This window comes from Salinivibrio sp. HTSP (assembly GCF_003390965.1).
GTDB lineage: Bacteria > Pseudomonadota > Gammaproteobacteria > Enterobacterales > Vibrionaceae > Salinivibrio > Salinivibrio kushneri.
On the sequence record NZ_PXUD01000040.1, the window covers coordinates 1 to 25740 of the forward strand.

Here is a 25740-nt window from a genome sequence, read left to right on the forward strand (position 1 = left end):
ATTTTATTACATGGGCTTACATGATATTTCTTTGTTCAAGATAAAAAATGAGAGATTAAGCAGGCGAGAATGGCTTGTACCAAACGCTCAGTCGCGTAATCTTATGGGTGTCGGAAGGGAACTGACACAGGGAACAGGAATCACCAAGGACTTGGTACCTCAGGATGAGGCAGTACTTCAGGAAGAAGCGCTGGCATGGATTGCGAAAGGACAACGGATGGAGCCGTTCTCTACAAGCAGGGAGCTTGTACGTCAGGAAGACTTAGGACAACCCAGGATGGGGGCTTAAGGACAACTTCAGGACGAAGTCATGGACACCTCCAGGATGGAGAGCTTATCGAAAACGGGAATTTCGGTTTGTCAGGATGACGAAAGGACACCTCCAAGACGGAGAGACATGGAACGACGCTGAAGGAATCGGCGACTGATCAAGGAATGATGCAGGGAGCACCTTTTAGTAGCAGGATGGCTGCAAGTAAAACTCTGGGGCGCGGCGCAAGCTGCGCCCTTTCCTTTTTTCTGGCCGGTTAACCCGACACTGGCGACTCCCTGTCACGCACCGTTAGCACTAACCTTGCGTGTGCACCATACTTCCAATCTAGTACAGCTTTTCACGTCGCGCGAATAATTCTCCCTGCCTTTTTATTATCAATATTGAGTGAGAGCTAGCCGTTGGTTTGGCCAGATCTCGGCATCGCATGAACGGGCGTGTCTATCGCCTTTAACCTTAACCCTCGGAGCTGAGCGTGACCGATGTAATGATCATCCCCGGTGGCAGAAAACTCGAACCAGTATTGGGTGAGCCATTGCCACCCTTGTTCGGTTCTGCGTAGGGTGTGGTGACCTCGTGCGATAGACAATAGTTGCAACTCCATCCGCTGGCAGTATTGGCGAATGTACTGGTGTGCTTGCTCGGATTGTCGCCGCTGTTGCCAAAACAGCAAGGCGGCGACAACGACTAAGACAATGGTCAACAGATCAGTGATCATTAGGAGTCTGTCTAACAGCTTGTTGCATACGTGCCATCGCTTGGGTCAGCGCTGGCGAGGTATCACCGTGCAAACGGCTAAGCAGTGCGCCGCGAAGCGGTGGCAGCATCACAAGATCGGCATAGATTTGTTGAAACAGTGCCGTATCGTGCTGATCGGCAAGCGCAATCAAAAAGCGATCCAGCACGGCGTCGTCCGTTAAACTCTCCCAACAGCGCCCTGCAATCGCAACAAAAATCTCGCGATGGTGTAGTTCGGGTTTGTCCAGCACGGCCGCGATCAAATGATGACGCGTAGCTGTTGGGGCACCCGCATGTGCGCGGAGTAAGGCGCTAACCAAGAAAAGATCCACTTCCTGAGCCTGACACATTTGGCTAAACATGTCGCGCACGCTTGCCGCGAGCTTTTCATTGATTTGGCAATGCTCTAAGCAGCCCAGCAGGGCATACAGCGGCGTCGTTGGAAGGTTGTTCAGCGCTTTGCGGATACGAGTGGCATTGTTTTGCTCGGCCATGCGTACACAGGTATCAGCGAGCCCCTGCAGGCCAACCCCTTGCCAGTTATCCCAGCCAAGCTCGCCATTTAAATAATGTTGGGCATGATCATAATACTGACTGGCTGGCCGGCCCAGTTGATAAGTCAATCTGGCATGAAACATTGCCATCTTGTCGTCGGTGGGAGTAAAGGTATAGGGATTGTTGGCCAGTTTTTCACGTTGCTCTTTATTCGGTGTCGCGGTTAGGCGCTCGCCCATGGCCGCGCTGACATACTGCAAAAAGTCTCCCATTGCGGTGTGGTTGAGCAAGCCCCGCTCATCAAGAGGCATTTTTAAAAACCATACCCAAGGGGCACCCCCTGGTGGCCAGAAAGCGACAGCTATGTGGGCATGTTGACGCAAAGGGTGAGGGTAAGGCTGTTGATTGGCCTCAACCGCGCGAAAGGTCGTTTCATCCAGCTGACAAACACGACGACCTAAGTCGTAAACACTGAATTGGCAATCGGCGTGGTCAAATAGGGCGCTGAGGGCGTGAACCGTTTCCATGATGTCCGCTCTTGGTTATCGCTTAATGCGCGCGAGTATATCAGTTTTTACCGGTGAGATGCTTGTCGAGTTGATGTTGTCTTGGCTGGGAACGTGCTATGCTTCGCGGTTTCTAATTTGATTAATGATGAGGTTGTCAATGACTCTTCACCAACAATGTGAGCAACTTCTTGATGAACTCGAACAGTTGCTCGACGCCTGTGATCTGCTCCAATCCGAGCCACCATCATCTAAACGACTAGCCAGTACCGAGCCGTTTGCGGTGGATACGCTTGATTGCCATGAGTGGCTACAGTGGATCTTTTTACCCAAAATGCGTGCCTTGGTTGTTGCTCGCCAGCCGTTGCCAAGCAATTTTGAAATCGCCCCCTATGTGGAAGAAGCGATGAAAGAACATCAAGGGGCGACGGCGGTGGTCAAAGTGACTTATCGTATTGACGCGCTGTTAACCCAATGATGAGTGAACAACCTTTATCTATTTTATACCGTGATGCGTCGTTGGTTGTGGTGAATAAGCCCGCAGGGATGCTGGTCCATCGTTCGTGGCTAGATAAAGGGGAAACACGCTTTGTGATGCAGACATTGAGGGATCAGATCGGTCAGCATGTTTATCCTTTACACCGGCTCGATAAACCCACCTCCGGGGTCTTAGTTTTTGCGCTTTCTCGCGAAGTGGCATCCTTGTTGATGCCTCAGTTTGCGCAAGGGCAGATAAAAAAAGCCTACTATGCGGTGGTCAGAGGCTGGATCACAGAGCCCGGTCGACTCGATTACCCACTGGTGGAAGAGCAAGACAGGATCGCGGACAAAGACGCGAGCCAGACACCGACGGCCAAGCCGGCCGTGACGGACTATCAACCACTGGCATCGGTGGAGCTTCCCATCGCAACGGGGCGGTATGCGACCAGCCGCTATAGCCTGGTGGCGATGCAGCCGCAAACGGGAAGAAAACACCAATTGCGTCGTCATATGCATCACCTCAGCCATCCGATTATCGGCGATACTACCCATGGCGACGGGAGACACAATCGTGTTTTCCGCGAGCACTTTCACTGCCATCAGCTGTTACTTCATGCTAGCGAGATACAGTTTATCCATCCCGTTAGCGCTGAGACGGTCAAGGTACAGGCACCGTTCGATACTAGGTGGCAGCATGTTCTATCGGCACTGGAGTGGGATGTGCCTGGCATCACCTATTCGGGGTAAATCGCCCCGTGTCGGTAATCCCTTGCAGGCCGCACCTTGCAGGCCGCTCCCACATAGGTTGTGTTAGAGCTTATCTAGCTCGGCTTCGATTTCGGCAATCTTACTAGCAACCACTTTTTCCAGATGACGGAGATCGGTGAGTACCTTTTGCTTCACGTCTTGCTCTGTTTGCTCGTGCTGAACGATACGATCCAGTTCATCGATCACCAGAGACAGGCTGCGATTGATCTCAGTGACTTCTCGAGACCGGCCGGTGCCGCTGTCGACAACCACATTTTTCCGCTGGCGTGGATACTTAAACTTCATGCTACGGGCAAAAAGATCGCCCTTTTGCTTGCTGAAGTAGACTTTGAGCGTGTCATAACTGGCTTCTTGACGCAGTGAATAACGCTCAATTTTTTCCGGATGTTCAATGCCAATGTTTTTCAACTGCTGATACATAGCCACCTCATGGTTGAATGTTGCCTCTATTAAGCGACGCACTCACCGTCGCTTTGCATGATTGACGGGGCGCTTGTTATTTGGCGCGCGCGAGCGCTTTTTCCAATGCCGCTTTTAACTGTGCCTGATGCTCGGAGGTTAATGCTTGGTTCTCTGCGTCGGTGACGATAAAAAAGTCTTCGGCGCGCTCACCAATGGTGGTGATTTTAGCGGCATGGACACTGACATTTTGGCGCGCAAAAACGGCCCCGACCCGAGCCAGTAGTCCAGGTGTGTCAAGTGCCACCAGCTCCATCAATGTGCGACGACCGTTTTTCGTGGGTAAGAAAAGTACCTGGGTTTTAACCGAAAAATGCTGAAGCTTTTGCGGTGCTCGCCGTTTGGGGATAGTCATTGTCCCGGTTTCTGCCAGTGCCTTGCTGACCCCTTCGATAATGCTTGGGTGACGGTCAAGAGGAATGGCCTCGTCATTTTGGTCTAGCACCATAAAGGTATCGAGGGCGTGACCATCTTTACTGGTCATCACTTGTGCATCATGGACGCTCAGGTTTTTCTTATCGAGTGCCGCCACCACGCGTGCAAACAAGCTGGGCCTATCTTGGCAGTAAACAAAAATCTCGGTCCCGCCACGGGTTGCTTTTTTACTGACCAGCACTAGTGGGGTGTCGCCGGCGTGATGAAGGAGATGTTCACTGTGCCAAGCAATTTGTTTGTGGGTATGGCGCAGAAAGTAGTCCGCCTTAAAACGCTGCCATAAGACTTCTATATCCCTGGGACTATGGCCTTGTTTACGTAACATGGCAGCCGCTAAGTGTTTGTTATGACGAATGCGTTCACGTACATCTGGTGGGTTTTCTAAGCCGCGGCGCAGTGCTTTTTGTGTCGAGTAATATAGCTCTGCGATCAGTGTGCGTTTCCAACTGTTCCATAAATCTGGGTTGGTGGCATTGATGTCGGCCACGGTAAGACAAAGGAGAAGATCCAGCCGCTCTTCATCACGCACCTCTTTGGCAAAGTCAGTAATCACATCAGGATCATAAATATCACGGCGCTGCGCGGTGACGGACATCAGTAAGTGGTTACGGACGAGCCAGCTGACAATGTTTGCTTCTGGTTTGGATAAACCATGCTCTAAACAAAAATCATGCGATTCAATGGCGCCAATCTCGCTATGATCGCCACCGCGCCCCTTGCCAATGTCATGAAAAATGGCCGCAATCAGTAAAAGCTCGCGGCGTGCTAGGCGGGGGAAAACATCACAACAAATGGGATGGCGATCTCGGTTGGCCTCGTCATCAAACAAGCGCATATGTTTGAGTAGGCGAATGGTATGTTCGTCGACGGTATAGACATGAAACAAGTCAAATTGCATTTGGCCGACAATTTGACTCCACTGCGGCAGGTAGGCAGACATCACCCCGTGGCGGTGCATTAAACCAAACGCTTTGTGCAGCGCATTGGGGTGACGAACCAAGGCCATGAATTTTTCACGTGCGTCTTCTTGCTGACACAAAAAGTGATTGAGTCGACGTCTTGCTGTACGCAACTGCCGCAGGGTAGGCGCCGCAATCGCTTCAATCGAGGTGTCGTTAGCGATATGCAGCATCATATCGAGAATGGTTTCCGGTCGCGCTTGAAATAGCGCGGGTTTACGCGCTTCGATGGTGCGTCCGCAGCGCTGAAAATCGTCACTTAACACCTCAACGTCACCCGTGCGGCCATTGTCGATGATCACTTGATCAAAGATTTGTAGCAGCATTTTGTTGAGCTCACCAACGCGCCCGAGCGTGCGAAAAAAGTCTTTCATCATGGTTTCGACCGCACGATTGCCCTCACCTCGATAGCCAAGCAGCTCTGCGACTGATGTTTGGTGTGCAAAGGTCAGGCGATTATCGTAGCGGCGTAGCTCAAGATGAAGTGCAAAGCGAATACGCCATAATACATTCTGACACTCATTGAGCTCGCGATATTCCGCGTCGGTCAAAAAGCCAAAATCGCTCATTTCCCGTAAGCTGGTGGCACCAAAGTGACGGCGCGCAATCCAAGACAAGGTGTGAATATCTCTGAGGCTGCCGGGGCTGAGCTTTAAATCAGGCTCCAGCTTGTAGGCGGTGTCATGATAGCGGCGATGACGCGCTTTTTGTTCTTCAACTTTGGCTTGATAAAACCGCTCGCTGGGCCAAAAGCTGTCATCGTGTACCCGGGCTTCAAGCGCATCAAACAGTTGGTTATCGCCACATAACAAGCGTGACTCTTGTAAGTTGGTGGCGACGGTAAGATCGTCCAGCCCCACGTGAATGCACTCATCGACTGTACGCACACTGTGACCGACTTCAAGTTTTAAATCCCATAATAGGGTGAGCAAATCGCTCAAACTTTGTTGTTGGTGGTTATCCAGCGGGGATTGGCAAAGCAGGAGTAAATCAATATCCGAGAGTGGGTGCAGCTCACGCCGGCCGTATCCTCCTACCGCGACTAACGCGAGCGGGGTGTGCTCAAAGCCAAAGTGACGCCACAACCTCGCTAACAACCCGTCCATATAATCGGTGCGTTGGTACACCAACTCAGCCACGGGAACATTGGCTAAAAAGTCCTGTTTTTGCTGCTCCAGCAATTGCTGAAATTGCGCCTTGAGTGTGATGGGGTCGAGTTGGTCATCCCCGAGGTGTTGTGGCGTAATCACTGTGTCTGTCATGGCGATCCTTTGCGCAAAAAAAAGCCGGAACGAGGCCGGCTTTGAGTGATTGTATTAGTGGTTGATGTAACGTGGGAGGTTCTCTTCCTCTCTCAGCGTTAATACCTCTACCCCGGTCTCAGTCACCAGCAGAGTATGCTCCCACTGTGCCGATTTTTTGCCGTCGATGGTGTATACCGTCCAGCCATCATCCTCATCAAGCACAGTTCCATACTTGCCTGCATTAATCATAGGCTCGATGGTAAAGCACATACCAGGTTTGAGCACAGTGCGATCATTGTTTTTGTAGTGCACCACTTGTGGGTCTTCATGGAAGCTCGCGCCAATGCCATGGCCACAGTATTCTTTAACGATCGAGTAGCGTGTGTTGCTGTTTTTAATGAACTTTTGAATGGCAGTGCCGAGCTCCCCTACGGTGGCGCCTGGCTTTACCTTCTTGATGGCGTGATAAAGGCTCTCTTGGGTGACACGACAAAGGCGTTTGTCCTCGAGAGACACCTCACCGACTAAAAACATCTTTGAGGTGTCGCCATGGTAGCCATCTTTGATCACCGTGACATCGATATTAACGATATCACCGTCTTGCAGCACGTCGTTATCGCTCGGAATGCCGTGGCAGACCACATGGTTAATCGAGGTGCACATGGATTTTGGAAAACCATGATAATCCAAAGTAGCCGGCGTGGTGCCTTGCACTTCCGTCATATATTTATGAGCAATGTCATCGAGCTCACGGGTGGTAATGCCTGGTTTAACATAGTCACCGAGCATGACAAGTACGTCTGACGCCAGGCGGCCAGCCACGCGCATTTTTTCAATTTCTTCTTCTGTTTTGATCGGGATTGTCATTTTGCTTTCTCACTTTAATTTGGGGTTGCTCAATGATGACGATGAAAACGAGGGTGTGACTGCGTTCACGTTCGTTATCATCGAGCACAGCCGCCCAGACCTGCTACGCTTGTCGCAGAGACTGAGGTGAGCAGCCGCATGGAAGTGGGGTTATGGTATCAAGCCCTATGCGTTCTGGAAACCAAAAGGGGGTGGATCTCGCTGAGAGGCTTTGGCAACCGGGCGCTATTGAATGCGCAATATTGCTAGATTTTGTTGGTGTTTTTGTGGTATAAAGCGCGCCGAAAACCGTCATTGTGATCAATTTAGCTGAGCTAGGTTTCAGTTTGATGGTATTCACTCAATACTTTTTATTTTAAATCACACACATATCGACACATTGACCGGGGTGCCCTTAAAGCGGGTCGGTGAATGGGATATGTGGAGGCCTAACCCCAAGAGGAAATTATCATGGCTACTGTTTCAATGCGCGACATGCTCAAGGCGGGCGTACACTTCGGTCACCAAACCCGTTACTGGAACCCAAAAATGAAGCCTTTCATCTTTGGTTCACGTAACAAGGTGCACATCATCAACCTTGAGAAAACTGTACCAATGTTTAACGATTCTTTGGCTGAACTGTCAAAAATCGGTGAGCGTAAAGGTAAAGTCCTGTTCGTTGGTACTAAGCGCGCAGCAAGCGAAGCGGTAAAAGCGGCAGCAGAAAACTGCGAGCAGTTTTATGTCAGCAACCGTTGGTTGGGCGGCATGCTCACTAACTGGAAAACCGTTCGTACGTCAATCAAGCGTCTGAAAGACCTGGAAACCCAGTCTACTGACGGTACGTTTGAGAAGCTGACCAAGAAAGAAGCACTGATGTACACCCGTGAGATGGAAAAACTTGACAAATCACTGGGTGGTATCAAGAACATGAACGGCCTGCCTGATGCAATGTTCGTTATCGATGCGGATCACGAGCACATTGCCATCAAAGAAGCGAACAACCTGGGTATCCCAGTATTTGCAGTGGTAGATACTAACTCTAACCCAGACGGCGTTGACCACGTTATTCCAGGTAACGATGACGCGATCCGCGCTATCCAGCTTTACCTGAATGCCGCGTCTGACGCTTACAAAGAAGGCCGTAGCCAAGACATCGTTGCGCAAGCAGAAGACGAGCTGGTTGAAGTCGCTGAGTAAGACGACAGCTCCTTGTGAGCGTTCTTAGCCATCAGCGTGTCATCTTTCATGCTGTAAGCTAAGTATGGTTAGCAGGGGCCGATTTCGGGCCCCTGTTTTTTACCCAAATAGTTTCGAATCGAGGATTGAACAATGGCAACTGTTACCGCTGCCCTGGTTAAAGAACTTCGCGAGCGCACTGGCGCTGGCATGATGGAATGTAAAAAAGCACTGGTTGAAGCAAACGCGGATATCGAAGTAGCAATCGAGAACATGCGTAAGAGCGGTGCGGCAAAAGCAGCGAAAAAAGCTGGCCGTGTTGCAGCTGAAGGCGTGATCCTAGTAAAAGAAAACGAAGGCAAAGCAGCGATCGTTGAGATCAACTGTGAAACTGACTTCGTTGCAAAAGACGCTAACTTCGCTGCATTTGCTGACCAAGTTGCTGAAACTGCATTGGCTGAAGGCCTTGACATCGACGCGCTGAAAGAGAAATTTGAGCAGCAGCGTGCTGAGCTAGTAGCGAAAATCGGTGAAAACATGGACATCCGCCGTGTTTCATTCATCGAAGGCGAGAAAGTTGGCTCATACCGCCACGGCGGCCGCATTGGTGTTATCGTTGCAGCGAAAGCGGACGAAGAAACCATCAAGCACGTGGCTATGCACATCGCCGCGTCTAAGCCTGACTATGTTAACCCTGAAGATGTTCCTGCCGACGTGGTAGAGAAAGAGAAGCAAATTCAGGTTGATATCGCAATGGAATCTGGCAAGCCTGCTGAGATCGCAGAGAAAATGGTTGCTGGTCGCATGAAGAAATTCACCGGTGAAATCTCTCTGACGGGCCAAGCATTTGTAATGGACCCATCACAAACTGTAGGTCAAATGCTGAAAGAAAAAGGTGCCGAAGTGACTGACTTCATCCGTTTTGAAGTTGGCGAAGGCATCGAGAAAGAAGAAGTAGACTTTGCTGCAGAAGTTGCTGCAGCGCAACAAAGCTAATTTTTCTGACTCAGACCGCGGTGCTCGCCGCGGTCTTCCATAACCTTCTTCCCTAATGAGTGCCTAATTGAAAGGTAGTGAAATGACTACAAATCCTAAGCCAGCTTATCAACGAATTTTACTTAAACTTAGCGGTGAAGCCCTGCAGGGCGATGATGGATTCGGGATTGATCCCGCCGTGCTAGATCGCATGGCACAAGAAATCAAAGAACTGGTCGAGCTGGGTGTTCAGGTGGGTTTGGTTATCGGTGGCGGTAATCTATTCCGGGGTGCTGGTCTTGCTGAGGCGGGAATGAACCGTGTTGTGGGCGATCACATGGGTATGTTAGCCACCGTGATGAACGGGTTGGCAATGCGTGACGCACTTCATCGTGCCTATGTGAACGCGCGAGTGATGTCGGCCATTCCCTTGAATGGTGTATGTGATAGCTATAATTGGGCAGAAGCGATTAGCCAGCTTCGCAATGGTCGTGTGGTGATATTCTCCGCCGGGACAGGTAACCCTTTCTTCACCACGGATTCAGCGGCCTGTTTACGCGGTATTGAAATCGAATCTGATATCGTGATTAAAGCAACCAAGGTCGATGGTGTGTACAGCGATGACCCAACCAAAAACCCAGATGCAACGCTTTATGACTCGCTGACATACCAAGATGTGTTAGAAAAAGAGTTGAAAGTGATGGATTTGGCCGCATTTACGCTAGCACGTGATCATAAGCTGCCCCTTCGTGTCTTTAATATGAACAAGCCAGGTGCATTACGCCGTGTCGTGATGGGCGAGGCAGAAGGCACCTTGATCACTAACAGCTAAGCCGATATTGGTGGCATAATCTTACAAACTAATTCAATCGCAAGGATACTCCCGTGATTAATGACATAAAAGACGACGCCAAAGCGCGTATGGATAAAAGTGTAGACGCGCTAAAACACACGCTAGGTAAATTGCGCACAGGCCGTGCCCACCCAAGCTTGCTTGAAGGGATCACGGTTGAGTACTACGGTGCACCGACCCCCTTGAATCAGCTGGCCTCAATTGTGGCAGAAGATGCGCGTACGTTGGCGATCAGCGTGTACGACAAGCAAGTGACACAAGCAGTTGAAAAAGCAATCATGACCTCAGACTTGGGCCTTAACCCAGCCTCTGCCGGCACAGTGATCCGTGTTCCTTTGCCCCCGTTGACCGAAGAGCGTCGCAAAGACATGGTGAAAGTCGTGCGTGCTGAAGGTGAGCAAGCTCGTGTCGCTGTTCGTAACATTCGCCGTGATGCTAACAATGAGCTTAAAGCGCTGCTTAAAGACAAAGAAATCTCTGAAGATGATGAGCATCGCGCGCAAGATAACATTCAAAAGTTGACCGATGAAGCGGTCAAGAATGTTGATGCACTTCTTGATGCAAAAGAAAAAGAGTTGATGGAAGTCTAAATCTCATTAGACTTTACCGCCGATGCTAAAGCGCTGTGCGTGCAGTACAGCGCTTTTTATTTGCCAAGGAGAAACATGAGTTCCCAGTCTCTTGATGCGCAGCTCGAATCTGCCGCTTTACCGCAGCACATTGCCGTGATCATGGACGGCAATGGACGTTGGGCCAAAGCACGAGGCAAAGCCCGTGTGTTTGGACATAAAGCGGGTGTCAAAGCGGTGCGTAAAACGGTGAAAGCAGCGTCTGAACTCGGGGTAAAAGCCCTGACGTTATTTGCATTTAGCAGTGAGAACTGGCGTCGTCCTGAAGATGAAGTAAGCGTATTGATGGAGCTATTTATCAATGTGCTTTCTCGTGAAGTCAAGCGGCTAGACAGTCACGGTGTACAATTACGCATTATCGGTGATACCTCTCGCTTTAGCCCGTCCCTGCAAACCAAAATCGCTGAAGCCGAAGCGCTGACGGCAAACAATGATCGCTTGGTGCTCAATATTGCTGCTAACTATGGTGGGCAGTGGGATATTACCCAGGCAACACGCCGAGTGGCCGAAGAGGTCGCCGCGGGGCAGTTGCAACCGAACGATATCGGTGAGCAAGATATTGCTCGCCATTTGATGTTGGCTGACTTACCGGACGTGGATTTGATGATCCGCACCAGCGGGGAGTGTCGCATCAGTAACTTTATTTTATGGCAAGCCGCTTATGCCGAGCTGTGTTTTACTGAGCAGTATTGGCCGGACTTCAACGAACAGAGTTTGTATGATGCTGTGGCTTGGTACGTCAACCGAGAACGACGGTTTGGCTGCACGGGCGAGCAAATTAAAGCCATGATAACCACGGATAAGTAACCACGAGGAATCAGTTTGCTCAAACAACGAGTTTTAACCGCGGCCTTTTTAGTCCCGTTAGTGGTCGCGGGCGTTTTCTACTTACCGTTTCCTGCCTTTGTGGCAGCGATAGCGGTCGTCACGCTTATTGGACTTTGGGAGTGGACGCAATTTGTTTCGGCGTCGTCACGCCTGCTGACTTTTATCATTCCCGCTGCGGCGTTGGCATTGTCTCTGTTTGCTCTCCCTTTTGACGCCATGGCATTGGGGCACGTCCGTTTACCGCCTTTTGCGGTCGCCGCCACAGGGGCGGCTTGGTGGCTATTTGCTACTGTTCTTGTGCTCGCATTCCCGCGCTCCGGCAGCTATTGGACCCACAGTAAACTCCTTCGTTTGGTGTTTGGCTTGCTCACCATGTTGCCCTTTATGTGGAGTGTGTTGTTGCTGCGCGCCGCGGATTATCAATTTTCCACTTACTACGGTGCCAAATTAGTACTGCTGGTATTTGTGCTGGTTTGGTGTGCGGACAGCGGTGCTTACTTTGCTGGAAAGAAGTTTGGCAAACACAAAATGGCACCGGCGGTGAGCCCGAATAAGACCCTTGAAGGGTTACTGGGCGGGCTGGCCGCGGCGGTCGGGGTGACCTGGCTGGGTGCCTACGCGTTAGAGCTTCACTTTGCCAACCTTGGGGTATTGTTAGCGATTGCGGTGGTAACTGCTTTAGCCTCGGTGTTGGGGGATCTTGCTGAAAGCATGTTTAAGCGTGTGGCAGGGGTCAAAGACAGTGGTAACCTTCTTCCTGGTCATGGCGGTATTCTCGACCGTATTGATAGTCTAACAGCCGCATTCCCCGTGTTTACCGTGTTGTATTTCGCGTTTGCGAATTAAGTGAAACGAGTCGTTTACATGCAAAAAATCACCGTTTTAGGCGCGACAGGTTCGATTGGTACCAGCACATTGAAAGTGGTGGAAGCGAACCCTGAGCAGTATGACGTCACCGCACTGGCGGCGCATACCAATGTTGAGAAAATGGTCGCCTTGTGTGTCCGTTGGCAGCCCGCATACGCCGCAATGGCGGATGACGGTGCGGCACATCAATTGCGCAAAGCGCTTGCGGAGAAAGGCCTGCGTACCGAAGTCCTTGGCGGCGCAGAGAGCCTGTGCCACCTCGCGTCACTACCGGACGTTGATATGGTGATGGCTGCTGTTGTCGGCGCAGCGGGGTTACCTTCCACCATGGCCGCGGTGAAGGCGGGAAAGCGTGTGCTACTGGCTAATAAAGAGGCCTTGGTGATGTCAGGGCAGTTCTTTATTGATGCGGTACATCAGTATGGTGCAGAACTGCTGCCGATAGATAGCGAACACAATGCCATTTTTCAATGCTTGCCTGACGCGGTACAAAAAGCACCTGGACGCTGCGATCTTAACGCCGCTGGGGTCAACAAAATCTTATTAACGGGATCGGGCGGCCCGTTTCGTTATCGCGATCCGGACAGCTTGGCGGCTGTCAGTATCGAAGAAGCGGTCGCGCATCCTAACTGGTCGATGGGACCGAAAATCTCGGTTGATTCCGCCACCATGATGAATAAAGGCTTGGAATACATTGAAGCGCGTTGGTTATTCAACGCCAAGCCTGATCAGTTGGAGGTGGTGATCCATCCTCAGTCAGTGATCCACTCCATGGTACAGATGTGTGACGGCTCGGTGTTAGCACAGTTAGGGACACCGGATATGTGCACCCCTATTGCGCATGCGATGGGACACCCCGAACGCGTGCAAGCGCCTGTCGCGCCCCTCGATTTTACCCAAATTGGTGAGTTTACCTTTATGGCCCCCGATCCCCGGCGTTACCCATGCTTATCACTCGCCATGGCAGCGTGTGAGCAAGGGCAGGCGGCAACGACAAGTTTGAATGCGGCCAATGAACAAGCCGTGGCGGCCTTCTTGGCAGGCAAAGTGGGTTTTATGGATATTGCCCGCATTAATGAGCAGGTCATGACTCAGTTGCCGCTCCCGACACCGACAAGCTTGGATTGCTTATTTGAGCTGGATAGAATAGCGCGCATGACTGCAAATGAGCAGATTGCTAAGGTGGCACGATGAGTGGGTTTCTATGGAATGCAGCGGCGTTTATCGTCGCACTGGGAATACTGGTTGCGATTCATGAGTTTGGTCATTTCTGGGTCGCTCGTCGTTGCGGCGTGAAGGTAGAGCGCTTTTCCATTGGTTTTGGCCGTGCACTATGGCGCAAATATGGCAAGGACGGCACTGAGTACGTGATTGCTGCTATCCCTCTTGGCGGCTATGTCAAAATGTTGGACGAGCGTATTGAGGCAGTGCCTGAGGCGGATAAACCCCTTGCTTTCAACAACCAACCTTTATGGCAGCGCAGTGCGATTGTTGCTGCTGGCCCCATCGCTAATTTCGTCTTTGCCGTTTTTGCATACTGGCTGGTGATGATGATAGGTGTGCCCGCGGTAAAGCCAGTGATTGGTGAAATTGCACCCAACTCGATCGCGGCGGATGCGGGAATTGAGTCAGGGATGGAACTAACCCAAGTTTCAGGCGTCGAAACCGCTGATTGGCAAGCTGTGAATTTTGCGTTGATCGGCCATATCGGTGATGAGAGCATGACCCTCACCGCGAAGCCGACGCCTACATCCAGTTATGACAGAGATTATCAACTGGACTTAGACCGATGGCAGTTTAATCCAGAAAAGCAATCGCCACTGACGACATTAGGGATCACGCCTTATCGCCCTGCGATAACGTTATCGATCGCGCAAGTGGTAGAGGGAAGCGCGGCAGAGCAGGCGGGTCTCAAGCAAGGCGATAAAATTATTGCCGTGGGTGACACCGAGCTGTCGTCATGGCAGCGTTTGGTCGAGGTGATTAAAGCCAGCCCGAATCAAGCGTTGTCACTGATGGTCATGCGAGAAGGACAGCAACAGTCTGTGGTGCTAACGCCGGATGCGCGCCAAGGCGATGGTAAAGTGATAGGTTATGCCGGTATTGCGCCGCAAATGGAAGCCTGGCCGGAGTCATACCGGTTCACTCAGCAATATGGGCCATTAGCCGCAATACCTGAAGCGGTAGATAAAACAGGCCAAGTGATCAGTATGACGGTCAATATGATCAAAAAGCTGATTACGGGCGATGTAGGGGTGAATAACTTGAGCGGCCCTATATCGATAGCAAAAGGCGCGGGGATGACCGCGGAGATCGGGTTGATCTCATTTTTAGGGTTTATGGCACTGATTAGCGTGAACCTGGGCATTATCAATTTACTCCCTCTGCCCGTATTGGATGGCGGCCATTTGCTGTTCTTTGGGATTGAGGCTGTCACACGGCGACCGGTATCGGAGCGTGTGCAGGATTTTGGGTATCGGATCGGCGCTGCCGTGTTGATGATGGTAATGGCAGTGGCATTGTTTAACGACTTCGCCCGACTTTAAACGGTTAGTATTCAAGGATAAGTCAGATAGCAGATGGCGATGAAAAAACTATTAATAGCGTCTCTTTTAGTAAGCAGCAGTATGGCGCATGCTGACGCATTCCAAGTCAGCGATATCCGCTTTGAGGGGCTACAACGCGTCAGTTTAGGGGCCGCTTTATTGTCGATGCCTGTGCGGGTCGGCGACAAGGTTGACGATGAAGATGTCGCAGACGTCATCAACGCGCTCTTTGCCTCAGGTAACTTTGAGGATGTTCGCGTGTACCGCGATGACGACGCCCTGCTGATCAAAGTGGTGGAGCGTCCGACTATTGCCAGTATCTCTTTTTCGGGTAACAAGGCAATCAAGGAAGAGCAGCTAAAAGAGAACCTGACGTCGTCAGGCCTTCGGGTTGGCGAAGCGCTCGATCGCACCCAATTGAGCAAAATCGAAAAAGGCCTCGAGGACTTTTATTACAGTGTGGGTAAATACAGTGCGTCGGTGAAAGCCGTCGTGACGCCCTTGCCGCGCAACCGCGCTGATTTGAAATTTGTCTTCACCGAAGGTGTGTCTGCCAAAATTGAGCAAATTAACTTTGTCGGTAATGATGTGTTCAGTGATGAGCAATTACGCGATAATTTTGATTTGCGTGCCGATGTGCCGTGGTGGAATTTTCTCGCCAATGAAAAGTATCAAAAACAGGTTCTTGCAGGCGATCTTGAGAAACTACGCAGTTTTTATCTAAACCGTGGTTATTTGAAGTTCCGTGTTGAGTCGACACAAGTAGCGATTTCACCGGACAAAAAAGGGGTGTACATCACCTTAAATGTCAATGAAGGCAAGCCTTATCAGGTCGCTGATTTAGACTTTCGTGGCGACCCACAGAATGAAGACACTTACCGCTCACTGGTCACCTTTACCCGTGGCGATACCTACAACGGCGATAAAGTGACCGCACTTGAAGAGGCGATTAAACGGCACCTGGGCGAGACAGGCTTTGCTTATCCGAAAGTGAACACCCTACCCAGCTTTGACGATGATAATCAGCAGGTGTCGTTAACGGTCAACGTTGAGCCCGGTAAGCGAATTTATGTGCGCAATGTGCGTTTTTCAGGCAACACCACCACCAAAGATGAAGTGTTGCGCCGTGAAATGCGACAGCTTGAAGGCACTTGGCTTAACTCAAAAGCGGTTACTCGTGGTAAAGAGCGCCTCAGTCGTACCGGCTTTTTCCAGAACGTGGAAGTGGATACCCAGCGGGTGCCAGGCACGGATGATCAAGTCGACGTTAACTATAAGGTTAAAGAAGCTAACTCCGGCAGCATCAACTTTGGTATCGGTTATGGCACCGAGTCTGGTGCGAGCTTACAGCTCGGCTTACAGCAAGATAACTTTGCCGGTACGGGAAACCGCTTTGGTATCAACGCCATGGTCAACGACTATCGCAAAAACCTCACGCTTGAGTACCGTGACCCTTACTTTACCCTTGATGGTGTGAGCCTAGGCGGCAAGGTGTTCTATAACGAGTTTGAAGCCCGTGACGCCAATATCGTTGAGTACACCAACCAAAGTTACGGTACCAACCTCACATGGGGCTTTTGGACTGACGAGCTGAACTCGATTGATTTCTCGCTAGGATACACTCACAACAAGATTGAGAACCTCGGCAGTTATTATCAAATTGATAAGTTCTTAGACCTTCACCAAGATAACCTTAATAACAATGAAGGCCTGGAAGTTGACGACTTTGATATGTCGGTATCCTGGACGCGCAATAATCTCAACCGCGGCTACTTCCCAACCGCGGGTAACTACCAACGCGCATCGTATCGGATGACGGTACCTGGCTCGGATGTGCAGTACTTTAAAATGCAGTATGACATCCGCCAGTACGTGCCGCTGACACAAGAGCACGAGTTTACGCTGTTGATGCGTGGTCGACTTGGCTATGGTAACGGTTATGGTCAAACCAATGGCCAAGATCATATGCTGCCGTTTTATGAAAACTATTACGCAGGGGGCTTCTCGTCACTGCGTGGCTTCCGTTCCAATACGGTAGGCCCCAAAGCGGTCTATAAAGATAAGTCGGAAGGAGGATCTGAGCAATCAGACGGAGACGTTGAGTACTCAGAAGGTAGCTATGGTTCGAGTGATGCCGTAGGTGGTAATGCTATGGCACGCGCGAGTGCCGAGTTGATTGTGCCAACACCGTTTGCCTCCGAGGAGGCGCGTGAGCAAATCCGTACCAGTGTGTTTATCGATGCCGCCTCAGTGTGGGACACTGAATTTGATCGCCAAGAATTGGTCGACATGGGCTATCCCGCCGGTACAAAAGACTATTCCGATCCCTCCAATATCAGTGCCTCTTACGGCATGGCATTGCAGTGGATGTCCCCGATGGCACCTTTGGTATTTTCCATCGCAAAACCTATTACAAGCCAGCCTGGCGACGATGAAGAGTTCTTTACCTTCACGATCGGGCGCACATTCTGATGATCAGAAAGGAGACTATTGTGAAATCATTTTTGAAAGCAGCGGGACTGAGTGTCGCGGTATTGACGACGTCCATGTACGCATCAGCGGCTGATGCTGCACAGAAGGTGGGCTACGTATCAACCGGGGCCGTGATGTCGCAACTGGCGAAGAAAAACAACCTCAATGAGAAGCTACGCGGTGAATTTAAAGACCGAGTGGCCGAAATTGAACGCTTGAAAGAGAAGCTCTCTGAAGGCGTAGAGAAGCTCAAGCGTAATGGTGAGCTGATGAGTGAAGACGAGCGCGTGAAGCTGCAGCGCAAACTCCAATCGATGGAGTCGGATTACAAGCTGAAAGTGAAAGCGCTTCAAGAAGATCAACGCAAGCGTGGTGGTCAAGAAGAGTCTAAACTAGTCAAAAAGCTCAAGACAGCGGTTGACCAAGTAGCCGAGCAAGAAGGCTATGACATGGTGATTGATGCTAATGCCGTTTTATACGCCAACCCAAGTGATGACTTATCTGAAAAAGTGATCAACGCAGTTAAATAACCGTCGAGGAGCCCATGGTTTCGATTACTCTCGCTGAATTAGCGGATAAACTGGATGCACAGCTCCACGGAGATGGCGCTGTAACGATAAACTCGCTTGCAGGGATGAATTCAGCGGGAGAAGGGCAAATTACCTTCTTATCCAGCCCTAAATACCGTAAAAACTTGTCACTGTGCCGCGCCAGTGCTGTGATGCTAAAAGAGGGCGATCTGTCGTATTGCCAAGGCAACGCCTTGGTCGTGTCAGACCCCTACTTGGCTTACGCCAAAGTGGCGCAGATTCTTGATTCGACGCCCGCTTGTGCCACCGATATTGCCGCATCCGCGGTGGTGGCTGACGATGCGGTGTTGGGAGAGGGCGTGGCAATTGGCCCGAATGCGGTGATTGAATCTGGCGCGCTTATTGGCGATGGGGCACAAATCGGTGCGGGTTGCTTTGTCGGTAAAGGGGCAAAAGTGGGCACGCGTACCAAGCTGTGGGCGAATGTCACGCTTTATCATGAGGTAGTGATAGGGCAGGACTGCTTGATTCAAGCGGGTACCGTGATCGGTGCGGACGGGTTTGGCTATGCCAATGATAAAGGCAAGTGGGTGAAAATTCCTCAGCTTGGCCGCGTTGTGATCGGGGATCGCGTCGAAATTGGTGCGTGTACCACCATTGACCGTGGGGCATTGGATGATACCGAAATTGCTGATGGAGTGATTATCGACAACCAGTGCCAGATTGCGCATAATGTGTCGATCGGTGAGAACACAGCAATCGCGGGTGCCACTGTGATGGCAGGCAGTCTCAAAGTAGGCAAACACTGCATCATCGGCGGCGCCAGCGTGTTTAATGGCCATATGGAAATCACAGATAACGTGACCATCACGGGAATGGCGATGGTGATGCGGCCAATCACTGAGCCGGGCATGTATTCGTCCGGCATTCCGTTGCAGCCCAACCGCGAGTGGCGGAAGACTGCCGCACGTGTACTCAAGATTGATGAGATGCATAAGCGGCTCAAAGAGCTGGAAAATCAGCTCGATAAACAAGATTAACGCCGAGATGACAGGCCCGCCTTAGTAACGCGGGCCGTTTTGCGTTAATGAAGTCAATATTGGATTTGAACGGGAATACTACCTTGACTCGCGAAAACAAAGTTCTACATATCAACGAAATCAAAGAGCTGTTACCACATCGCTATCCTTTTTTGTTGATTGATCGCGTTATCGATTTTGAAGAAGGGCAATACCTTCACGCGATTAAAAACATCACTGTTAATGAGCCGCAATTTACGGGTCATTTCCCGCAGTTGCCTGTTTTACCAGGCGTACTCATTCTAGAGGCCATGGCGCAAGCAACAGGCTTGTTGGCATTTAAGACCTTCGGTAAGCCGAAAGACAACGAGCTATACTACTTTGCAAGCATTGATAATGCGAAATTCCGCCGTCCGGTTTCACCGGGCGACCAATTGGTGCTTGAGGTGGAGTTTATTAGAGAGCGTCGAGGTATTGCGGCCTTTAATGGGGTCGCGAAAGTAGATGGCGAGGTTGTCTGCTCGGCGGAACTGAAGTGCGCAAGAAGAGAGATCTAATTGTGATCCACGAAACGGCTTACATTCACCCCACTGCGGTTGTCGAAGACGGCGTCGTATTGGGCGAAAATGTCAACATTGGCGCTTTTTCTTATATTGGCGAAGGGGTTGAAATCGGCGCGGGCACCGAGGTGATGACACATGTTGTGATCAAAGGCCCGACCCGTATCGGCGCAGATAACCGCATTTATCAATTCGCTTCCATTGGTGAGGCGTGCCAAGATCTCAAATATGCAGGGGAGCCAACCACGCTAGAAATTGGTGATCGCAACACCATTCGTGAAAGCGTGACCATGCATCGTGGTACGGTCCAAGATAAAGGCGAAACCAAAGTTGGTAGTGACAACCTGTTTATGATTAATGCCCACGTCGCCCATGATTGTGTGGTCGGTAATCATTGTATTTTTGCCAACAACGCCACCTTAGCGGGCCATGTTCATGTCGATGATTATGCGATTGTCGGTGGCATGTCCGCCATTCACCAGTTCTGCGTCATTGGTAGTCACGCGATGCTCGGTGGCGGGTCGATAGTCGTACAAGATGTTCCGCCTTATGTGATGGCACAGGGCAATCATTGCGCGCCATTTGGTATTAATGTGGAAGGCCTGAAGCGACGCGGGTTTGAAAAATCAGCGATTCGCGCCATTCGGGCGGTATATAAAAATATGTACCGCTCCGGTAAAACCTTAGAAGAAGTGAAAAAAGAGCTGGCCGAGCAAGCGGATAGTGAGCCGGCGCTAGCGCTGTTTATTGACTTTTTTGAGCGTTCGACGCGAGGCGTTATTCGTTGATGTTACCCAGTGAACGCCCATTACGTGTTGGAATTGTCGCCGGGGAAATCTCCGGCGATGTTTTAGGTGAAGGCCTAATCAAAGCGATGCGGGCTCAACATCCTCATGTTGAGTTTGTCGGCATTGGGGGGCCAAGAATGATGGCTCAAGGCTGCCATAGCTTATTCGATATGGAAGAGCTGTCGGTCATGGGGCTGGTAGAAGTGCTGGGACGGCTACCACGTTTGCTGAAAGTAAAAACGGCGTTGGTTAAGCACTTTACCGTCAATCCGCCAGATGTCTTCATCGGTATCGATGCCCCGGATTTTAATCTACGCCTCGAGGCGTCGTTAAAACAAGTGGGGATAAAAACCGTCCATTATGTTAGCCCATCAGTGTGGGCATGGCGGCAAAAGCGGATTTTTAAGATTGCCGCGGCAACGGATCTGGTTCTGGCTTTTTTGCCCTTCGAGAAAGCGTTTTACGATAAGTTCGACGTGCCTTGTGCCTTTGTCGGCCACACCATGGCCGATAGCATTCCGATGCAGGTGGATAAACTCGCCGCGCAGCGCGCGCTTGGGCTGGATAGCAGCAAGCGCTGGCTAGCCGTGCTACCCGGTAGCCGTGGCAGTGAAATGTCGATGTTAGCCCCGCCGTTTATAAAAGCGTGTCAGCAACTGGCAGCACGACACCCTGATCTGGGCTTTGTGGTGGCGCTTGTTAACGAGACTCGACGCCAGCAATTTGAACAGATCTGGCAGACGATTGCGCCTGAACTGTCATTTATGCTAGTTGACGATACGGCGCGCCAAGTGATTAGCGCGGCTGACTCGGTATTACTTGCTTCGGGCACAGTCGCGTTAGAGTGTATGTTACTGAAGCGTCCGATGGTGGTAGGATACAAAGTCAAGCCTGTCACGGCATGGCTTGCCAAACGCTTGTTGAAAACAAAGTATGTCTCCTTACCCAATATTCTCGCTGACGCACCTTTAGTGCCTGAATTGCTGCAAGAAGAGTGTCAACCAGAGGCGTTAGCGGATGCGGTTAGCGCTCAGCTTGATAGTGATAACCAAGCATTGTTGACCACCTTTACTGAGTTGCATCACACTATCCGCAAAGATGCGGATACGTCTGCAGCCAATGCCGTATTAACTTTATTAGATGACCATGACTGAACATGCTTTTCAATACCCTGACGCACAGCTTATCGCGGGGGTCGACGAAGTCGGACGTGGGCCCTTGGTCGGTGCCGTGGTCACTGCCGCGGTGATTCTTGATCCCGCGCAGCCTATTGTGGGTTTGACAGATTCGAAAAAACTGAGCGAGAAAAAGCGTCTTGCCTTGTATGATGAAATCAAACAAAAAGCCTTGGCTTGGTCAGTCGGGCGCGCAGAGCCTGATGAAATCGATTCGCTGAATATTTTACATGCCACCATGCTGGCGATGCAGCGCGCGGTTGATGGCTTGTCGGTGATGCCGGATTACGCATTAATTGACGGCAACCGGGTGCCACCCTTGTCGATGCCTGCTGAGGCTGTGGTTAAAGGTGACTTGCGGGTCGCAGAAATTAGCGCCGCCTCGATCTTGGCAAAAGTCGATCGTGACCATGAAATGGCTATGTTGGACGCTGCTTACCCGAATTATGGGTTTGCGCAACACAAGGGCTATCCCACCAAGGTCCACATGGCAGCGTTAGCAGAGCATGGCGCATTACCTATGCACCGTAAAAGTTTTAAACCCGTTAAGCGCGCACTGGGCATTGACTAGTCGTGTGATCCCAGCCCTTATTACCGTTAAGTAACGAGCCGTATGTCTGAGCCACGTTTTGTCCATTTACGTATTCACAGTGACTTTTCCATGGTTGATGGTTTGTCCAAGGTGCCACCACTGGTAAAAAAAGTGGCGGAAATGGGCATGCCTGCCATGGCGCTGACTGACTTTAGCAACCTGTGTGGGTTGGTTAAGTTCTATAACACTGCCAACAATGTCGGTGTGAAGCCGATAATTGGCGCTGATTTTTTGGTGCAATCGGAGGCGTTTGGCGAGGAACTTTGTCAGCTGACCTTATTAGCGACCGACAAAACGGGCTATAAGAACCTGACCTTGCTGATCTCCAAGGCCTACTTACGTGGACATATTCAGCATCGCCCAGTGATCGATCAGCAATGGCTGATTGAGCATTCGGAAGGGTTGATTGTGTTATCCGGCGGCTGCCGTGGTGACTTGGGAAAAGCCTTGCTTAAAGGCAATCAAGCGCTGGCAAAAGAGTGTGCTCACTTTTACCAGACCTATTTCCCGGATGCGTATTACATGGAGCTGGTGCGCACTGGGCGCCAGGATGAAGAAGTCTATCTACATTTTGCGGTTGATTTCGCGGCCGAGCATGACTTGCCTGTGGTGGCGACCAATGAAGTCTGCTTCATTTCATCTGAGGAGTTTGATGCGCATGAGATCCGAGTTGCGATTCATGATGGTTTCACGCTCGATGATCCTCGTCGCCCCAAGAAATACAGCGCCGAACAGTATTTGCGTACCGAGCAAGAGATGTGTGAGCTCTTCGCGGATATTCCTGAGGCATTGACCAATAGCGTAGAAATAGCCAAGCGTTGTAACGTGCCGGTGCGATTGGATGAGTACTTTTTGCCGAACTTCCCCACAGAGGGAATGGAAATTGATCAATACTTGGTCAAGCGCTCACAAGAAGGCTTGGAAGAGCGTCTTGCCTTTCTCTTTCCTGATGAAGCGGAACGAGCGCGCCGACGCCCCGACTATGATGCACGACTAGAGCGCGAGCTTGGGGTCATCAACCAAATGGGGTTTCCCGGCTACTTTTTGATCGTGATGGAGTTTATCCAATGGTCAAAAGACAATGATATCCCTGTGGGCCCAGGGCGAGGCTCAGGAGCCGGCTCTTTGGTGGCTTATGCGCTAAAAATTACCGACCTCGATCCACTCCAGTTTGATCTCCTCTTCGAGCGCTTTTTGAACCCCGAGCGGGTTTCCATGCCTGACTTCGATGTCGACTTTTGCATGGATAAGCGTGATCTAGTGATCGATCACGTCGCTGAAATGTACGGGCGTGATGCGGTATCGCAGATCATTACCTTCGGCACCATGGCGGCGAAAGCCGTGATCCGTGATGTAGGGCGCGTGTTAGGGCACCCTTATGGCTTTGTGGACCGGATTTCAAAGCTGGTGCCACCAGACCCAGGTATGACCCTCGAGAAAGCCTTTGACGCCGAGCCCCAGTTGGTCGAGGTGTACAACAGCGATGAGGAAGTTAAAGCGCTGATTGATATGGCGCGGATGCTCGAAGGGGTGACCCGAAATGCGGGTAAGCACGCGGGCGGGGTGGTGATATCACCCACCACGATTACCGATTTTTCTCCCCTTTATTGCGACAGTGAAGGGCATCATCCGGTGACCCAGTTCGATAAAAATGATGTGGAAACGGCCGGCCTGGTGAAGTTTGACTTCTTGGGTCTGCGGACGCTGACCATCATCGACTGGGCGCTGGGGATGATAAATCCGCGCTTACAGCGTCAAGGGAAAGATCCCATTGATATCGCCGCGATCCCGGTGGCTGATCAACCTTCATTTGAAATGCTGCGCAAAGCCGAGACGACCGCCGTCTTCCAGCTGGAATCACGGGGCATGAAGGAGCTGATTAAACGGCTTCAGCCTGATTGCTTTGAAGATATGATCGCTTTGGTGGCCTTGTTCCGTCCTGGCCCGTTGCAATCAGGGATGGTGGATAACTTTATCGACCGTAAGCATGGCCGTGAAGTTGTGTCTTACCCGGATGAAAAATGGCAACACGATTCGTTGAAAGAAACGCTTGAGCCCACCTATGGCATCATTCTCTATCAAGAGCAGGTGATGCAGATCGCTCAGACACTCGCAGGCTATACGCTCGGCGGCGCGGACTTGTTGCGTCGTGCCATGGGTAAGAAAAAGCCAGAAGAAATGGCCAAGCAGCGAGACATTTTTGAAAAAGGGGCAATCGCCAACGGCATTGATGGCGAGCTAGCGATGCGGATCTTTGATTTGGTAGAGAAGTTCGCTGGCTATGGTTTCAACAAATCGCACTCCGCCGCTTACGCACTGGTCTCATATCAAACACTGTGGTTAAAAGCGCATTATCCCGCGGAATTCATGGCGGCGGTAATGACTGCAGACATGGATAACACGGATAAAGTCGTGGGGCTGGTGGAAGAGTGTCGGCGCATGAAACTGACGGTTTTACCGCCGGATGTGAATGCGGGATTGCACCATTTCACCGTCAACGAGCAAGGGGAAATTGTTTACGGTATTGGGGCGATAAAAGGGGTCGGCGAAGGCCCTATCGATACCATTGTTGCTGCGCGTGAGCAAGACGGTTATTTCCGAGACTTGTTTGATTTTTGTGCTCGCATTGATACCAAAAAAGTTAATAAACGAGTGATTGAACGCCTCATCCGTGCCGGTGCCATGGATAAGTTGGGTCCTCACCGTGCCGCAATGATGGCCTCGGTGGATGAGGCTATCCGTGCGGCAAGCCAACATCATCAAGCGGAAGCCCACGGGCAAACCGATATGTTTGGGGTGTTGACTGATGCCCCCGAAGAAGTAGAGCATGCCTATGCACACGCTGACCCATGGCCAGATAAAGTATGGCTAGAAGGGGAGCGAGAAACACTGGGCTTGTATTTGACCGGCCATCCGGTCAACAGCTATCGCAAAGAGTTAAAAAACTACATCACGTGGCGGTTAGAAGATGCCCATGCAACCAAGCGTGATGTGGTCTCGACGGTAGCAGGGTTAGTGATCGCTGCACGGGTAATGACCACCAAACGGGGGTCGCGATTAGGGATCTTAACCCTTGATGATCGCTCGGGGCGCATGGAAGTGATGCTTTTTTCTGATGTGCTCGACAAATATCTTGACTTGGTGGAGAAAGATCGGATTTTAGTGGTCTCAGGACAGGTCAGCTTTGATGACTTCAACGGGGGGCTTAAAATGACCGCCCGTGAAGTGATGGACATTAGTCAGGCGCGGGAAAAGTATGCGCGTTGTTTAGGGATTTCGATGACCTCGGATCAGGTCGATGCGTCCTTTTTTGAACGATTTCATGATGCACTGGCACCCTACCGCTCCGGTACAGTACCTGTGAATCTTTACTATCAGCGCGACGATGCGCGCGCGCGGTTACGCTTAGGCGCAGAGTGGCGCGTAACGCCAACCGATGAATTAATCGACACCTTGAAAGGCTTGCTTGGTCAAGAGCAGGTCGAATTAGAGTTTAACTAATCCAGGCTGGTGACGTGTCGCGTAC

Annotated in this window: 24 protein-coding genes; 19 read left to right on the top strand and 5 right to left on the bottom strand. The window is 51.0% G+C overall.

Going from position 1 to position 25740, the window contains the following annotated elements; all coding sequences use genetic code 11:
* Nucleotides 1-289 (top strand): hypothetical protein (locus C7A19_RS15770; protein WP_235614280.1); only part of this gene is annotated, 289 nt, incomplete at its 5' end.
* Between the two features lie 376 nt (nt 290-665).
* Here the strand turns inward: C7A19_RS15770 and C7A19_RS08620 are convergent.
* Both C7A19_RS08620 and C7A19_RS08625 read right to left on the bottom strand, forming a co-directional pair.
* On the bottom strand, nt 666-989 hold the full coding sequence (locus tag C7A19_RS08620; RefSeq protein WP_069363533.1) for a DUF3301 domain-containing protein: 324 nt from the start codon (nt 987-989) through the stop codon (nt 666-668).
* Nucleotides 979-2031, bottom strand: coding sequence for a DUF3549 family protein (locus C7A19_RS08625; protein ID WP_116644703.1), 1053 nt, complete (start codon nt 2029-2031; stop codon nt 979-981). The genes C7A19_RS08620 and C7A19_RS08625 overlap by 11 nt, the downstream gene beginning before the upstream one ends.
* 139 nt (nt 2032-2170) lie before the next feature.
* Between C7A19_RS08625 and C7A19_RS08630 the strand changes: the two genes are divergently transcribed.
* Nucleotides 2171-2488, top strand: a complete 318-nt coding sequence (locus tag C7A19_RS08630) for a YqcC family protein (RefSeq protein WP_077522763.1) — start codon at nt 2171-2173, stop codon at nt 2486-2488.
* Nucleotides 2485-3237, top strand: coding sequence for a tRNA pseudouridine(65) synthase TruC (gene truC / locus C7A19_RS08635; protein WP_235614281.1), 753 nt, complete (start codon nt 2485-2487; stop codon nt 3235-3237). The genes C7A19_RS08630 and truC overlap by 4 nt, the downstream gene beginning before the upstream one ends.
* Nucleotides 3238-3300: 63 nt before the next feature.
* Here truC and C7A19_RS08640 read toward each other — a convergent pair whose 3' ends face one another.
* The 3 genes from C7A19_RS08640 to map all read right to left on the bottom strand — a co-directional run bounded on the left by C7A19_RS08640 (nt 3301) and on the right by map (nt 7222).
* Nucleotides 3301-3678: a DUF3461 family protein gene (locus C7A19_RS08640; RefSeq protein WP_069363537.1), complete on the bottom strand. Its 378-nt coding sequence runs from the start codon at nt 3676-3678 to the stop codon at nt 3301-3303.
* A 76-nt stretch (nt 3679-3754) separates the two neighbouring features.
* A complete protein-coding gene (gene glnD, locus C7A19_RS08645) occupies nt 3755-6373 on the bottom strand; it encodes a bifunctional uridylyltransferase/uridylyl-removing protein GlnD (RefSeq protein ID WP_116644705.1) in 2619 nt (872 codons plus the stop codon).
* A 54-nt stretch (nt 6374-6427) separates the two neighbouring features.
* Entirely contained in the window at nt 6428-7222 is a 795-nt protein-coding gene (gene map, locus C7A19_RS08650; RefSeq protein WP_077771337.1) for a type I methionyl aminopeptidase, read from the bottom strand.
* 450 nt (nt 7223-7672) lie between these two features.
* Here map and rpsB point away from each other — a divergent pair, with 450 nt between their 5' ends.
* The 16 genes from rpsB (at nt 7673) to dnaE (ending at nt 25715) form a co-directional block, all read left to right on the top strand.
* Nucleotides 7673-8401 carry a 30S ribosomal protein S2 gene (gene rpsB / locus C7A19_RS08655; protein WP_077667292.1) on the top strand — a complete coding sequence of 243 codons (729 nt, stop codon included), beginning with the start codon at nt 7673-7675 and terminating at the stop codon, nt 8399-8401.
* A gap of 132 nt (nt 8402-8533) precedes the next feature.
* Entirely contained in the window at nt 8534-9376 is an 843-nt protein-coding gene (gene tsf, locus C7A19_RS08660) for a translation elongation factor Ts (protein ID WP_077771338.1), read from the top strand.
* Between the two features lie 82 nt (nt 9377-9458).
* Nucleotides 9459-10187, top strand: a complete 729-nt coding sequence (pyrH, locus tag C7A19_RS08665; protein ID WP_046074177.1) for a UMP kinase — start codon at nt 9459-9461, stop codon at nt 10185-10187.
* Between the two features lie 53 nt (nt 10188-10240).
* The gene (gene frr, locus C7A19_RS08670; RefSeq protein ID WP_077486857.1) at nt 10241-10798 is read left to right on the top strand and encodes a ribosome recycling factor; all 558 of its coding nucleotides are present in this window, start codon (nt 10241-10243) and stop codon (nt 10796-10798) included.
* Between the two features lie 75 nt (nt 10799-10873).
* Nucleotides 10874-11644, top strand: coding sequence for an isoprenyl transferase (locus C7A19_RS08675; RefSeq protein ID WP_069363542.1), 771 nt, complete (start codon nt 10874-10876; stop codon nt 11642-11644).
* 15 nt (nt 11645-11659) lie between these two features.
* Nucleotides 11660-12511: a phosphatidate cytidylyltransferase gene (locus C7A19_RS08680; RefSeq protein ID WP_069363543.1), complete on the top strand. Its 852-nt coding sequence runs from the start codon at nt 11660-11662 to the stop codon at nt 12509-12511.
* An 18-nt stretch (nt 12512-12529) separates the two neighbouring features.
* Nucleotides 12530-13726 (top strand): 1-deoxy-D-xylulose-5-phosphate reductoisomerase, encoded by a 1197-nt coding sequence (gene ispC, locus C7A19_RS08685; RefSeq protein WP_116644706.1) that lies wholly within the window; start codon nt 12530-12532, stop codon nt 13724-13726.
* Nucleotides 13723-15078 (top strand): sigma E protease regulator RseP, encoded by a 1356-nt coding sequence (gene rseP, locus C7A19_RS08690; RefSeq protein ID WP_116644707.1) that lies wholly within the window; start codon nt 13723-13725, stop codon nt 15076-15078. Before ispC ends, rseP begins: the two co-directional genes overlap by 4 nt.
* Nucleotides 15079-15111: 33 nt before the next feature.
* Entirely contained in the window at nt 15112-17550 is a 2439-nt protein-coding gene (gene bamA, locus C7A19_RS08695; RefSeq protein ID WP_116644708.1) for an outer membrane protein assembly factor BamA, read from the top strand.
* Between the two features lie 20 nt (nt 17551-17570).
* Nucleotides 17571-18080 (top strand): OmpH family outer membrane protein, encoded by a 510-nt coding sequence (locus C7A19_RS08700; protein ID WP_069363547.1) that lies wholly within the window; start codon nt 17571-17573, stop codon nt 18078-18080.
* Nucleotides 18081-18094: 14 nt separating this feature from the next.
* A complete protein-coding gene (gene lpxD / locus C7A19_RS08705; protein WP_077522749.1) occupies nt 18095-19120 on the top strand; it encodes a UDP-3-O-(3-hydroxymyristoyl)glucosamine N-acyltransferase in 1026 nt (341 codons plus the stop codon).
* 83 nt (nt 19121-19203) lie between these two features.
* Nucleotides 19204-19656 carry a 3-hydroxyacyl-ACP dehydratase FabZ gene (gene fabZ / locus C7A19_RS08710; protein WP_069363579.1) on the top strand — a complete coding sequence of 151 codons (453 nt, stop codon included), beginning with the start codon at nt 19204-19206 and terminating at the stop codon, nt 19654-19656.
* Between the two features lie 2 nt (nt 19657-19658).
* Nucleotides 19659-20447, top strand: a complete 789-nt coding sequence (gene lpxA, locus C7A19_RS08715) for an acyl-ACP--UDP-N-acetylglucosamine O-acyltransferase (protein ID WP_116644709.1) — start codon at nt 19659-19661, stop codon at nt 20445-20447.
* Nucleotides 20447-21601, top strand: a complete 1155-nt coding sequence (lpxB, locus tag C7A19_RS08720) for a lipid-A-disaccharide synthase (protein WP_116644710.1) — start codon at nt 20447-20449, stop codon at nt 21599-21601. Before lpxA ends, lpxB begins: the two co-directional genes overlap by 1 nt.
* Nucleotides 21594-22193 carry a ribonuclease HII gene (gene rnhB / locus C7A19_RS08725; protein WP_116644719.1) on the top strand — a complete coding sequence of 200 codons (600 nt, stop codon included), beginning with the start codon at nt 21594-21596 and terminating at the stop codon, nt 22191-22193. Before lpxB ends, rnhB begins: the two co-directional genes overlap by 8 nt.
* 42 nt (nt 22194-22235) lie before the next feature.
* Nucleotides 22236-25715 (top strand): DNA polymerase III subunit alpha, encoded by a 3480-nt coding sequence (gene dnaE, locus C7A19_RS08730; protein WP_116644711.1) that lies wholly within the window; start codon nt 22236-22238, stop codon nt 25713-25715.
* Nucleotides 25716-25740 lie beyond the last annotated feature (25 nt).